Genomic DNA, 12,387 nt, shown 5'->3' on the forward strand with positions numbered 1-12,387 from the left:
TTCGAGCTCGGTGACGCCGTCCGGCTGCTGCGCGAAGCCGGGCACGAGGAGCAGGCAGCGCGGGTGGAGCACGCGATCGTGGGCCGCAACGTCATCCCGGGCCACTGGACCTTCCAGATCATCGAGGCCTACAACGACACCTATTACCGGCCCTTCGCCGCGATGGAGCGCGACATCGTCGACGAGCTGGCCGATGGACGCGACCACCTCTTGGAGGCCACACTCAAGACGGCCCGCCGAACCAGCCATCACCCAGACCACACGCCGACGCCCACCGACACCTGAGGGACGCTCCGCCGTGACTCTGGGCTCAGCCCGTGTCTCCAGTTTGCCTCCACTTTGTATATACGTCCTGTTTTTCGCGTTTCTGTTGCCGTAGGTCATGCGGGTGCCGACGATGCTGCTAGGAAGCAGCAATAGCCCCAGAACGTGGGGAGGCCGCCATGACCGTCATTGTGTCCGGCCGTCGCCTACGCCCCCGGAGGCAGCGAGCCTCAAGGCCCCACGGAAGGAGCAGTTGTACAACGAGGCGAAACAGAAGGGCATCGGGCGCCGTTCGAAAATGGACAAGGCAGAGCTAGAGCGGGCGTTGGGCCACTGAATGGCCCTGTGCACGCGAGGAGAGGAGCCCAAGTCGGCCAGCCTCTCCGGGCCGGCGACGCCCTGCGCGCCGGTCAGCGCTCCCTGTGCGCCCTGCCCCGGGAAGAGTGCGATCCCTAAGGTTCCGTCTACATGTTCAACGACAGGTTGTCGTGGCCCGCCGACGAAAGGATTCCCCCGTGAGGCGTCGAACTGCCGCCGCCACTCTGGCCGCCACCCTCGCGCTGAGCCTGGCTGGCTTTGTCGCGCCTCAGGGTGCTGCCGCAGCCGTCCCGGGCGGCTGCTCCTACGCCTCCTCCAGCTACAGGCCGGTGCTGAGCCACGGCTCCACCGGCGCCGCCGTCAAGCAGGCCCAGTGCCTGACCAACGTCTGGGGTGGCATCCCCAAGCTCACCGTGGACGGCATCTTCGGTTCGAACACCCTCACGAAGATCAAGTGGATCCAGGGCTGTCACGGCCTCACCAAGGACGGCATCATCGGCCCCAACACGTGGAACGCCCTCTACTACCCCGTCGAGGACTGCTACGACCCCTATCCGGGCTGAGTGCCCTTCCCATCTCATCGGCCTGCCTGCCATGGGCGTCGAAGGTGACCGCGCCATCCCGGGGCACCTCCACGAAGCCCACATCGGTCCCCACGTCGCCCGGGCCCGCAAGCCCTCGACCGGCTGGGTGGCGGTGAAGTTGTAACGGCTCAAGACGTTGAGGTTGCGGTGCTTGAGCGGGGACAGCCGGGCCACGTCCTCGTCGCGGATCTCGTGGCCCTCCGCACGGAGCGGGAGGGCGGCGGCGTCGATGTACCGCGCTGCTGACCGGCCGGGCCCGCCGGAGCACGCCCGGGAACTTCCCGCAGGACGAACGGCGAAGGCCAGCTCAAGGACACAGCAACGGGGGCGGGCCGACAGCCATGTGGCTGCCGGCCCGCCCCGGGGTGCTGTTGTCCGCGTGTGTTCAGGCGCGGTGCTGGCCGCCGTAGTAGCCGCCGACCTGGTTGTGGTATTCGGCGTTGCCGAGGTGCTTGTCCTTGTCGAACTCGGGAGCGTTCTTGATCTGCTCCTTCGTCCGGTCCACGAAGATCTTTTTGTCGTCGGGGTCGACGCGGCTGACCGTGCCGGCCGGCAGGAGTACTTCCTTGCCGAAGATCCACGGGCCGGTGTCGACCACGATGTACGCGGAGCCGACGTCGTCGGAGTGCTTGTCGACCTTGCCGATGGAGCCGTCTGTCGCCTCGACCTTGTACCCGGTCAGATCCGCACCGGCCAGATGGCCGGACGTCTCACGGTAACCCCACACATTTGCAGTCATGCGAAACAACTCCTTCGGTAAACAGGAATGCAGAAGGGAATTGAATCCCCCCGCCGGCCTTCCCTTTTTCCGTATTGCATGCAAGGCGGAACTTGCGTTCCGTTCTGACCTTCGCATGCCCCACATTCATGCCGCTACACAGCCGAGATCAGATTAGGGCCGGGACGGCCGCCGATTCCACCCGGAAAATGCAACATGACGGTGGCCTGCCACCCCCCTCGACCGGGGGTGGCAGGCCACCGTCGGACCGTGCCTGAGCTGTGTCAGGTCCGGCTGTCTACCAGCGGTACCAGCGGCCGCTCCCGCCCTTCGGGCGGGCGACGAATCCGATGAGCCACAGAACCAGGACCGCGATAGCGACCCACCAAAGAATTTTCACCGCGAAACCCGCGCCGAAAAGGATCAGAGCCAGTAGAAGAACGAGAAGCAGGGGAACCATAGTTATCAACCTCCGAAGCATCATCTGCCCGACCGTGTTCCGAACATGCGCATGGAATTTAGGTGTTTCTTATCGGTGCAGGCGGGCAGTAGTACTGGCCGCTTCTATGGCGGGGGTCGGATAATCCACAGGGGCCTCAATCCCATGGCCAGACCGCTGGGGTGGCGAGGCTGCGACCGGCTGAGGGTCGTGGCGATGCAGGCGGCGGTGCAGGCGGGCTGAGGAGACGTTGTCCTTTGCGGGGCGCACCCTCCGCATCGGTCCAGGACTCGCAGGACAGTCAGGTGCCGGTGCCGGCACCGGTGCCGGTGCCGGGGCGGCTCGGCGGGTGCATATCGGGCGCTGATCAGTCGGTCGGCTCCTGGGGTTTGGCGTTGCCCGGGCCGGTTGCGGGCTGCTCGCCCTCCTTGCTTCCGCTCTTCGCTGTGCCCTCGGGCCGGGGCTGTTCGACTGCGGAGCCCGGGATGTCGGGTGCGTCCGGGCCAAGTGGCGGCAGGTCAGGGGTATGGGCGTCGCGCTTCTCCGGCACGCGTGCCGGAAGTTCAGGCTCTGGTGGGGCGTTGTGCATGACGGCTCTCCTTGCGCACGGGCTGGGGCGGAGACGGCCGGCGGCGCCAGCGAGGGTGTTGCCGGCCGTCCTTCTTTTGCGCCTGCCCCGCTTTCGACTCCGCAGTCAGCCGAGCGAGGAGAGACCAACCTTGGACGGTGACGGCCCTCGTCACGGGCACTCGACCGTACCGGCAGCCAGGAGGAGGCGGAGCGGCGGCTCACGTCCGCGCTAGACGCGAGGCAGCCAGTCGGCATCGAAATCCGCGAGGTCACGGGCAGCCTGAGCACGTTGCCCGATCAGCCGGCGAAAGCCCACCAGCGCGCACCGCTCCCCGGTGGCCGAGCCGGGCCCGGGGATGCCGGCGACCTCGGCCATGAACCGCTGGGTCTGGAGCTGCCAGCCGACGACGACCATCAGGCCCCGCACGTCGGCGCTGAGGTCATCCATCACCTGCTCTAGCGTGCGCCCCGAGTTCCCGTCGAGTTGCCCGTTGGCACTGAACAAAACCGAGCGACCGCAGTGCTGGACGTCCGTGGTGATCACTACAGCCTCTTTCCCTCTCCGGAGGCGGCGGAGCCTGCGGGCACCGTCCTGGCCTGACGATTCCGGCGCGGGTACGAGGCACGCTGCCCCGGGCCCCAGAAAGCAACACGCCCTGCACACTGCTGCCCAGCCGGCTGATCCCGCATGCCGAGTGACAGCGGCCAGTCCAGAGTCCCCATGGACGGCCAGTTGAGACGTCATTCTCTGTGCCTCATACCTTGGCCTCAGGGGTCACTCACCCGGTTGGGGGAGGGGGATCGTTTCGGCGGCCGATGCCGTCCGGTCGCGGTCGATGCGACGTTCAGGGCATGACCGGTGTTGAACGGACGATGGAGGCGCGCTGGAGTGCCTGGTGGCGGCGATGGCCGTGCTGGGTGGCCCGGGCAGCGGTGCTGTGGGCGGTGTTGTATGCCGGCTTCGGCCTGGTGTGTGCGCTGAGTGGGACTTCCTTGCTCTACCAGGGTGGTGACTCAGGTGCCTCCGGGCTGGGTTGGGCAGTCGTGGCGGTGGGTGCGCTGGCGATGGTGGTCAGCGCAGCGGTGGTCCAGTACGGGCTGCCGCCGGCGCTACGGGTACTGCTCTGGGCGGTCTGTGGGCTGGCGGCGATCACCGCGTTCAGTCTGCTGATGGATGTGATCACGCTGACGCTCGGCCAGGGGGTGGACAGTTGGGCTTCTGCTGTGAACAAGGCCCTGGCGGCGGTCGGGGCGGTCCTGCTCGCGGCCACGGCCCGCTCCGACCGCCGGCCCGGCGGGACTGCCGTACGCGAGCCGTCCGCTGCTCCACGGCTCGTCCAGCGCGCCGCCTGGACAGGGACGCTGGCCTTTGTCCCATACGCGGCGATGAAGCTGGTCTGGGCGTCTGGCGGCACGTTCGCGGGGATCACGGGCCAGGAGATGCTCGCGGCCTCGGAGCGGAACGGCGCCTCTGGGATCTTCCTCGCTCTGGAGTCCTGGGGCCTGGACCCCACCGCGCTGCTGGCCGCGCTCGGCGTCTTCCTGCTGTGGGGCCTGGTACGCCCATGGGGGCAGGTCTTCCCGCGCTGGACGCTGTTCCTGCGCGGCCGCCGGGTGCCACGCTGGCTGCCGCTCGCCCCGGCCCTGCTCGGCGCCGCCACGCTCGCCCCGTACGGCGTCGTGGGGGGCGGATACCTGACCCTGGCCACAGCAGGCGTGGTCACGATCCGGCGCGGCGACTTCGACTCCTCGGGCGACGCGCTGCTGGTCGGATGGATCGGGATGGTCGCCTTCGCCGTCTACGGCATCGCCCTGACCATAGGGGCCTATTCGTACTGGCTCCGTACGCGTCCCGCCTGCCCGGTGAGTGTCAGCCCAGAGTGACCTTCTGCGGCCAGTTAGATCTCGCTGACTGGCGTTTCCCCGGCTGCTCAGAGTCGACGACAGGGACCTGCACGTCACCGACCTCGACGCTGTGAATGGAACCCCGACCTACGATCTCGCCCTACTTCGAACAGATGGGGCCCCGAGGCCCCGTTACCGCCCCGGCCTGGCCGGCAGTGATGCTGGCGCACCATTGGGACCCCGCGGCCAAACGACCTGAGGAGGACCTGATGTCGGGACGCCTCGAAGGGGCTGCGCAGTGGTTGTGGCGCGTCCGGGCGTGATCGTAGCTGGCTGCCATCAGACTGCGTTCCACAGCGGACTGCCGTTCGCACCGAGTGACCGCGTTGCCTGTGGTCCGCATCACTGGCCAGCCATGCCAACGCCCGTCGCTCGGGTCCTCGCCTAGTTCCGCGGCGACCTCGACACCAGGCCCGGCCGTCCCCGCCGTCGGGTCGACCGGGAGAATGCCAGGCTATGAACTCTCCTTCGCTGTGGGCTCCTTTGGACAGATCGTTCCGCGCCGTGCGGGACTACCCGCGCCGGTCGCCGCTGACCCTCGCCTATGTCTGCCTGCTCCTGGTCAGCCACGCCTGGGTCGGCCACGGCCTCTCCGCCGATCGGGCGGCCGACGTGCTGGGGTACCTCAGCACCAACCTGGACAACCTCCACGACCATCCGTTGTCCGCGCTGCTCGGAAGCGTGCTGTTCTTCGACGGCACGCTCACGGACGTCACCTCGGTCGAGTTCGTGGGTACCTTGATCACCCTGGGCCTCGGTGTCTGCTGCTTCCTCGCTTGGGCGGAGCGCCGGTGGGGGAAGCGGCGTGCCGCCGCCGTGTTCCTCGGCGGGCATGTCGTGGCCACCCTGCTCACCGCTGTCGTCATCACCGTCGCGCTGCGGCACGGCTGGTATCCGGCGGCCGTGCGGCACGCCTTGGACTACGGGGTCAGCTACGGAGCCCAGACCGTGCTGGCTCTCGGCACGCTCGCCCTGCCGCGCCGGGGCCGCCTCCCCTGGGCCGCCTTCGTCCTCGCCTGGCCCCTCGGCGGTGTCGAGTGGAACGGGCCGCTGCCGGACTTCATCACGATCGGCCATCTCGTGGCAGCGGCCCTTGGCTTCGGGTTGCTGGGCGTCCCGGCCTTCAGGCGGCAACGGGTCCGCGCCACCGGCCCGTCCTCGGCTGCGAGCGACTCCGAGCCGCACCGAGAGGCCGCCGCGGAACCGACGTCACCGGCAGCCGGAACAGAGACACCTTCATCGGTCTGATGCCCGCAGGGGCGGAGGGCAGGCGACGAGCCGAGTATTGCGGTTTTCGCCAAGACCAAGATCGACTACGTTGCGATGCCATGAGAGGTGTGAAACAGCCCGTGGACATCGCGGTATTCGAAGGGGCCTGGGGCAGTTCATGGCCGGACTGCCCACCCGTCGCGAACCTGGTTCGCCGCCGATACGCAGAGCGGTGGGTCCGCTTCCACAGCCTCCCGGGGGCCAAACGCTACGCCACCTCACCGGCCGAACACGCGGAGATCCTGCGCCGCCACCGTGCGCTCCTGGCGGCCCTGCTCGACGACCGCCCGTCAGCGGACCGAACGCTGAAGGCGATCACCTGCGCCTGGTCCGCTACCCCGTCACCGACACCGCGGGACACGGCGGTCACCGCCGCCGTCTCCGAAGCGGTGCACTGGCGAAGTGACGACCTCGCGACGGATCCCGGCTTCCACTCGTGGCAGCACCACTACGTCTCCCGCACCCATCTGGACGATCCCGCGCTCGACCAGCTCCTGTTGTGCGTGGCCGATGACATGACGGACGGCGTCATCCTGACCGACGCGACCTGTGCATGGATCTTCCACCCCTACGACGGCGGTGCGGACGTCTTCGCCGCCAGCGTCGGGGCGCGCGACCGACTGGCGGCCGCGTTTGCCGATTGGCTGCCAGCGACCCCGTCGGGGAAGTGATCCGGCAGGCGCTCGGCGGAGCTCGACGCGACGGCCCCGTCCTCCCCCGAGCTGGACGGCGGGGTCCGCCTCGCCTCCGGGGCACGGCTGGAGCAGTGATGCGCTCTGCTTCGTCGGAGGGGGCGGAGAGGAACGGCCGGTGGTGTACGTGAGCCTGGACGGCGAGGCCGGGCCGGGGCTGGCGGAGGTCGTGCGGCTGTGTCTGGTGGCCCTGTGGTGGCGGGAGGCTCGCGGGTGAACGGCCGAGGAACTGCGGGCGGTCGCCGACGAGTACCGGGAGGACGTGCCCGATCTCGATGCGCGACGTGACCGCGCGGCCCGGGCACTCGGTCTCGATCCGGCCGGCCTGACCCGCCTCGTGGACCTCTTGCGCATGATCCGTTACGTCGTCCCGCCCAGGTGCGGTTGGGGAGCCCCTGCCCCCTCTCGGGGGCCGGGGCGCGATTCACCGACCCGCAGGAGCCCGTCTCCACCAGGACTCGGCCATCGGGTCAGGGGCGGCCGGCGACGAACCAGCGGGCCGGGAGTTCCACCGGGGAGCCGTCGGGGCGGGTCTCGCTCATGGCGAGGGCGGTCGTGCCCTCGTCGAGGACGGTGAGGCCGGCCGCGCGCAGCAGGGCGGCGACTTCCCCCTCGGCGACTTCGCCGGGGCGCAGGTCGTGTTCCTTGACGCGGCGCAGCTTGGGGGAGGGGCCGCCGGGCTGCGCGGCGATGGCGGCGATGACCTCCTTGGCCTCGCCGGTCGGTTCCAGGACGAGCGCGCGACCGTGCGCGCCGACCAGCCGGGCGACTGCGGCGGCCACCGCGGGGCGGTCCTCGGGGTCGCTCTGGTGGAGGACGGCCCGCATGTAGACGTTCGTATCGCCGAGGCGCTCGTGCAGGGCGCCGGCCTGGACCGGGTCGGCGAGGTTGAGCTGTTCGTACGCGGCGGCGCCGTCCGGGTCGGCGCGGCGGGCGTGGGCGACGGCGGCGGCCGAGAGGTCGACGCCGACGGCGCGGGTGAAGCGGGTGGCGAGGAAGCGGGTCTGGGTGCCGTTGCCGCACCCGAGGTCGGCGACCGGGAGGGAGTGATCGGCGTACGGGGCGAGGTGATCGAGGTCGCGCCGCGCCGTCAGGGCCGGGTCCGCGTCCCAGAAGGCTTCGCCCGGTTCGCCGGAGCTCTGCTCCCAGAAGCCGTCCCAAGCGGTGCGGTAGCGGTCGGACACGGTCATGAGGTCTCCCTGCGGTGTGTGGCGGGTGGCGGGTGGTGCGTTGGGTTCCGCCGTGCCTGGTGGTTACCCAGTGGGCAGCCGACCTAGCCTCGGGGACAGGGGCTGCGAGGGAGCTGATGGCCCGTCCACGAAGAGGTCGCCACCACGCTGGGCGGCATCGAGCCAGGAGCGCCGCCTCTCCTACTGCGCGCGCAGTCACTCGGGAGGTGCGCGGCGACGAGCCCGGCGGCCTCCTGAGGTGTGGCCGCCTCCAGGTGCCCGCGGACGGAAGCGGACAAGGCCAGTTGCGTCCAGGTGTCTGCCCTTCCACCCCACCTGACCAGCGGAGAGAGTGGTTCTTGTCCGCAGGGAGAACTGCCCGGCGGACGAGGAACCGGGCGGCCCCGATGTGGGGCGCAGGCCGGCTGAGGACAAGCCAAGGACACCAACCGCACGTCAGGAAAGGGCACGCGTTCATGTCTCGCATCCGTCTCGCCCACGCCCGCGCCGCCATCCCGGCCCCGGCCGCCTCGGCGGTGCCCATCGGGGCTCCTGTCATCGCCGCCGAGGACACCACGCGCTGGTCCTGAACAAACCACGGCACCGCCACCCGGGCGGCCTCGGCAGGACGCCGGCCCCGCACACCGTGACCTCCGCGCCCAGCGGCGCGCCACGACCCGCCTGACCGGCGGGGCGGTCCCACCCGGCTCCACGAGGCCGGCCCTGTCACAGCACTGGTTCGCACCGCCCCAAGGCCCCACCGTCCGACCGCTGTTCCTGCAGGGCAGCCGTCCACGCGAGCCGATCCACCGCACGCCCCTGCCCGGACCATCACCGGCATGCGGCCTGCCGCCCCTGACCTTCCCGTCGCAGACTCCCAAGGAACTCCGCCATGCCCAAGCGCACCCTTCCCTTCGCCACCGTTGCCGCGGCTGCCGCCGTCGTCGCCTCCGTGGTCTGTCTTCCGACCGCACAGGCCGCCGGCCGGCCCGACTTCCAGCTGCCCGCCCCGTGCGGCGAGACCTGGGGCGCCAGCACGTACCCGAAGCACCAACCGGCCTACTCGGTGGACCTGAACTACTACCCGGAGGACACCGGCCGTCCGGTCGTGGCGAGCGCGGCGGGCACCGTGACCGTCGCGGACTCAGCCGGAGGCTGGGCGGGCACGCACGTCCGCATAGACCACGGCGGTGGCTGGACCACCCACTACGCCCACCTGTCCAGCACGGCGGTGACCCCCGGCGCCACCGTCGCAGCGGGCCAGATGATCGGCCGGGTCGGCAACACCGGGAACTCCACGGGCTCGCACCTGCACTTCGAGCAGACGCTGAACGGCGTCGGGCAGCCCGCGGTCTTCGACGGGACGGCGTACTCCTATTCCGACCGCAACATCACCAGCAACAACTGCGGTTCCCCCGAGCCCGCTTCGCCCGCCCCCGTCTCCTCGGTCGGCGACCTGACCGGCGACGGCAAGCCCGACCTGCTGGCCCGTGCGAGCACCGGGGCCAAGACCCTGTGGCTCTACCCGGGGCTGGGCAACGGCAAGTTCGGCGACCGGATCGACAACGGTGGATGGGGATCCATCAACCAGGTGTCCGGCGTGGGTGACATCACCGGCGACGGCCGATCCGACGTCCTCGCCGTGGAGAAGTCCTCCGGCAAGTTGTGGGTGTACCCCGGGCAGACCGACGGCCACCTGGGCGCCCGTGTCGACAACGGGGTCGGCTGGAACAGCATGCGCATCTCCGGTGCGCAGGACCTGAACGGCGACGGCAAGGGCGACCTGCTGGCGATGGAGACCGAGACCGGGAACCTGTACCTCTATCCGGGCCTGTCCAACGGCCACTTCGGTGAGCGCGTCCAGATCGGAACCAACTGGGACTCGATGAGCGTGGCCGTCGGCGCGGGCGACCTGACCGGCGACGGGCGCAACGACGTCGTGGCGGTCGAGGAGGAATCCGGGAAGCTCCTGGTCTATCCGGGCCTGGGCGACGGGAAGCTCGGAGCGCGCATCGAGGCGGGCACCGGCTGGGGCGTGATGTCCAGCGTCAGCGGGTCCGGCGACTACACGGGGGACGGCAAGAACGACATCGTGGCCCGCCAGAACGACGGAAGGCTGTACGTCTACCCGGGCACCGGAGACGGCAAGTTCGGCCCCCGTATCGACAACGGTGCCGGCTGGAACTTCGACAACTGACTCCCGCTCGCCCCCGGTCCGTGACGTGACCGGGGGCGAGCCCCCCTCCACCGGCGAACCGGCGAACCGGCGCACCGGCACACCGGCGGAACCGAGCGTCTTGCGATCCGCACAGTGGCTCTTTGGGTGCGGCCTGATCGCGTCCTTGTGGGGGCGGCCGGGGGACAGGAGGATCCCTTCGACCGGACAGACGCGACGGAGAGGTGGCAGTGATGGGGTTGTGGGGGGTTCTCGGGAGAGCCGGGCTCGTGGTGGCCCTGGCCGGGGCCGGGCTGGCCGCGGGCGGGGCGGCCGAAGCGGGGTCCGTTGCTCCGCAGTTGGTGGTGAAGCGGACCAGTGGGCTGCTCGACGGGGACATAACGCAGTTCTCGGTCAAGGGCGGGCCGCCCAAGGCGTACGTGTGGGTCGAGGTGTGCGCCCCGGACACGGTGGCGGCGGCCTGTGACGAGGACACCGGGCGACAGTTCCGCGTACTGCCGGACGGCACCTTGCCGCTGTCGCCGAAGAAGCTCTACGCGCAACTCGCCACCGGCGCGGGCACCTTCGACTGCCGTACCGCCACCGCGGCGCACCCGTGCCGGCTGGCCCTGACGGACAACACCGGCGCCGTCCTCGACACCGTCCCGCTGCGCTTCCAGCCGCGCGGTGCGCTGGAAGCGGCTCCCACCGTACGGGTGGATCCGTCCGAGGAACTGGTGGACGGTCAGTCCGTGCACGTCACCGGGCGCGGATACGAGCCGCAGTACCACCCGGTGGTCCTGGAGTGCGTCGCGGGCTCCACGGAGGCCACCGGCTGCCGCTCCCGGAGCCGCCCGCCCGCCACCACCGACAAGGGGTGGCTGGACGAGACGGTCGAGCTGTCGGCGACCTTCACCACCGGCGACGGGCGCGCGGTCGACTGCCGCGTCGCGCCGGGCTGCGAGGTGGTCGTGCTCGGGACGCGGGTCCGCGGCCCGCACTCGGTGTCCCACCCCCTCCACTTCGCTCCGGCGGCCGCCAAGGCCAACGGCTGACGGTCCCCGGCGACGGCCCGGCCCCCGCGAGCACCGGCTTGCGGGGGCCGGGCCGTCGAGTTTCGACGCCGCCGGACTCGTCGTCGCACCGAATCGGGGGTCGACCGGTTCATGTCCGGGGCTACCCGCCGATTTCTTAGCATCAGAGGCCAACTATTCGCCCGGCCGTCACCATCGCGACTACAAAGGATCGGACCGATCCGAACCCTGCGATGGGATGATGTCGAAGGCGGTGGCTGCGCATGCGTGAATACAGCAGGATCGAACCGATCGCCGTGAGATTACTGCAAGGAAGGTCGTTTTACGGAGGCTTCTCCTGATGGGGGCGGCCATGCTGAATCCGGTGTCTTTTTCCCCCGTGCACGCATCCGCGGACGACTACCAGCTGCTGACGGCGACCATCCGGTCGAGAGCAGAGGATGCCCAGGGCTTTTTCGGCGGGGAATCTCGACAGCCGGGGGAAATGGCCTACCTCCCCCTGCAAGTCCAGGTGCGGGATCTGTCCATCGAGCTCTACATCGAGCTCCGCCTCCAGGACGCGGGAATGCGTATCGTCGGATTTCGCAACGCCTTCGAGAGCGGAGAGGCCCCGTCGGAAGAGTGCGTCCGCCACGTGCAGGACTCCATCGCGCCACCGGGGATCCGCCGAACCGAAGTCCTGCCGTTCGGCGGAAGCCGCTCCGACCTGGAATCAGCAGCCGCCGTGCGGCGCTTGGGGATCTTCCTGGGGCGCCGGCCTCTGGGCATCGCGGTCACCTGGCTGCACCGCAACCGCGATCCGAAGTGCACCGCACACGGAATGCTCGTGCTCTCGGAAATGATTTGCGAGGCCGCCCGATATCCCGCCCTGGCCGATGTGATGTCGCGCATCTGGATGACCGGCGGTCGACTGGAGACTGCGGCAGCCGCCTGAAAATTCTTCCCCGGGCGCCAATCGACAGGAAGGTTCCGTTCCCGGGGGTCCACGGACCAGGACCGAATGCGATGTCCAAGCGCACCGGTCATCGAAATCGCATCACGAACGGAAGGCGGCCCTGATACGGAACTGACGACTCGTTGAGGCAGCGGCCGCCCCCAGGGATGAGGTGGGCGGCCGCTCGCCGTTTCCCGGGAGAGGGCCATCTCGACCTCCACCGGACGCAGGGCGTTTGTACTCCCATGTGACCGGCCGATGTCGCTCCTCGATCGGGCGATGTGCCGGGCCCAGGCGTCTCGAATTCGGCCGTGCGGCGTTACACGACTGGAGCTT

General features: G+C 69.7%; 11 protein-coding genes and 2 pseudogenes. 9 read left to right on the plus strand and 4 right to left on the minus strand.

Going from position 1 to position 12,387, the window contains the following annotated elements; all coding sequences use genetic code 11:
* Both IE248_RS35010 and IE248_RS35015 read left to right on the plus strand, forming a co-directional pair.
* Positions 1-285 (plus strand): annotated as a pseudogene (locus IE248_RS35010) (hypothetical protein); the annotation flags it as partial.
* 494 nt (positions 286-779) lie between these two features.
* On the plus strand, positions 780-1,145 hold the full coding sequence (locus IE248_RS35015; protein ID WP_190032857.1) for a peptidoglycan-binding domain-containing protein: 366 nt from the start codon (positions 780-782) through the stop codon (positions 1,143-1,145).
* 406 nt (positions 1,146-1,551) lie between these two features.
* Here the strand turns inward: IE248_RS35015 and IE248_RS35020 are convergent, their stop codons facing one another.
* The 3 genes from IE248_RS35020 to IE248_RS35025 form a co-directional block, all read right to left on the minus strand.
* Positions 1,552-1,905: a PRC-barrel domain-containing protein gene (locus IE248_RS35020; protein ID WP_073795300.1), complete on the minus strand. Its 354-nt coding sequence runs from the start codon at positions 1,903-1,905 to the stop codon at positions 1,552-1,554.
* Between the two features lie 277 nt (positions 1,906-2,182).
* Positions 2,183-2,368 (minus strand): hydrophobic protein, encoded by a 186-nt coding sequence (locus IE248_RS37950; RefSeq protein WP_229895754.1) that lies wholly within the window; start codon positions 2,366-2,368, stop codon positions 2,183-2,185.
* Positions 2,369-3,122: 754 nt separating this feature from the next.
* Entirely contained in the window at positions 3,123-3,437 is a 315-nt protein-coding gene (locus IE248_RS35025) for a hypothetical protein (protein ID WP_190032858.1), read from the minus strand.
* 521 nt (positions 3,438-3,958) lie between these two features.
* Here IE248_RS35025 and IE248_RS35030 point away from each other — a divergent pair.
* From IE248_RS35030 to IE248_RS35040, 4 genes and pseudogenes are all read left to right on the plus strand, one after another.
* Positions 3,959-4,777 carry a hypothetical protein gene (locus IE248_RS35030; protein ID WP_229895755.1) on the plus strand — a complete coding sequence of 273 codons (819 nt, stop codon included), beginning with the start codon at positions 3,959-3,961 and terminating at the stop codon, positions 4,775-4,777.
* 28 nt (positions 4,778-4,805) lie between these two features.
* Positions 4,806-5,061 (plus strand): annotated as a pseudogene (locus IE248_RS37955) (hypothetical protein); the annotation flags it as partial.
* Positions 5,062-5,254: 193 nt separating this feature from the next.
* Positions 5,255-6,046 (plus strand): rhomboid-like protein, encoded by a 792-nt coding sequence (locus IE248_RS35035; RefSeq protein WP_229895756.1) that lies wholly within the window; start codon positions 5,255-5,257, stop codon positions 6,044-6,046.
* A gap of 101 nt (positions 6,047-6,147) precedes the next feature.
* A complete protein-coding gene (locus IE248_RS35040) occupies positions 6,148-6,738 on the plus strand; it encodes a DUF3885 domain-containing protein (RefSeq protein WP_190032859.1) in 591 nt (196 codons plus the stop codon).
* A 491-nt stretch (positions 6,739-7,229) separates the two neighbouring features.
* Here IE248_RS35040 and IE248_RS35050 read toward each other — a convergent pair whose 3' ends face one another.
* Positions 7,230-7,949 (minus strand): methyltransferase domain-containing protein, encoded by a 720-nt coding sequence (locus IE248_RS35050; RefSeq protein ID WP_190032860.1) that lies wholly within the window; start codon positions 7,947-7,949, stop codon positions 7,230-7,232.
* Between the two features lie 871 nt (positions 7,950-8,820).
* Here IE248_RS35050 and IE248_RS38350 point away from each other — a divergent pair.
* The 3 genes from IE248_RS38350 (at position 8,821) to IE248_RS35065 (ending at position 12,051) form a co-directional block, all read left to right on the plus strand.
* Positions 8,821-10,125, plus strand: coding sequence for a VCBS repeat domain-containing M23 family metallopeptidase (locus IE248_RS38350; RefSeq protein ID WP_190032861.1), 1,305 nt, complete (start codon positions 8,821-8,823; stop codon positions 10,123-10,125).
* Positions 10,126-10,373: 248 nt separating this feature from the next.
* Positions 10,374-11,138 (plus strand): neocarzinostatin apoprotein domain-containing protein, encoded by a 765-nt coding sequence (locus tag IE248_RS35060; protein WP_190032862.1) that lies wholly within the window; start codon positions 10,374-10,376, stop codon positions 11,136-11,138.
* A 331-nt stretch (positions 11,139-11,469) separates the two neighbouring features.
* A complete protein-coding gene (locus IE248_RS35065) occupies positions 11,470-12,051 on the plus strand; it encodes a ribosome-inactivating family protein (protein WP_229895757.1) in 582 nt (193 codons plus the stop codon).
* The last annotated feature ends 336 nt before the right edge of the window (positions 12,052-12,387 follow it).

It is taken from the genome of Streptomyces goshikiensis (genome assembly GCF_014650555.1).
Lineage (GTDB): Bacteria > Actinomycetota > Actinomycetes > Streptomycetales > Streptomycetaceae > Streptomyces > Streptomyces goshikiensis.

Bases quoted from the DNA above. Each gene is read 5' to 3' on its own strand.
- IE248_RS35020 (WP_073795300.1), bottom strand. From the start codon at position 1,905: ATGACTGCAAATGTGTGGGGTTACCGTGAGACGTCCGGCCATCTGGCC.
- IE248_RS37950 (WP_229895754.1), bottom strand. From the start codon at position 2,368: ATGATGCTTCGGAGGTTGATAACTATGGTTCCCCTGCTTCTCGTTCTT.
- IE248_RS35030 (WP_229895755.1), top strand. From the start codon at position 3,959: ATGGTGGTCAGCGCAGCGGTGGTCCAGTACGGGCTGCCGCCGGCGCTA.
- IE248_RS35035 (WP_229895756.1), top strand. From the start codon at position 5,255: ATGAACTCTCCTTCGCTGTGGGCTCCTTTGGACAGATCGTTCCGCGCC.
- IE248_RS35050 (WP_190032860.1), bottom strand. From the start codon at position 7,949: ATGACCGTGTCCGACCGCTACCGCACCGCTTGGGACGGCTTCTGGGAG.
- IE248_RS38350 (WP_190032861.1), top strand. From the start codon at position 8,821: ATGCCCAAGCGCACCCTTCCCTTCGCCACCGTTGCCGCGGCTGCCGCC.
- IE248_RS35065 (WP_229895757.1), top strand. From the start codon at position 11,470: ATGCTGAATCCGGTGTCTTTTTCCCCCGTGCACGCATCCGCGGACGAC.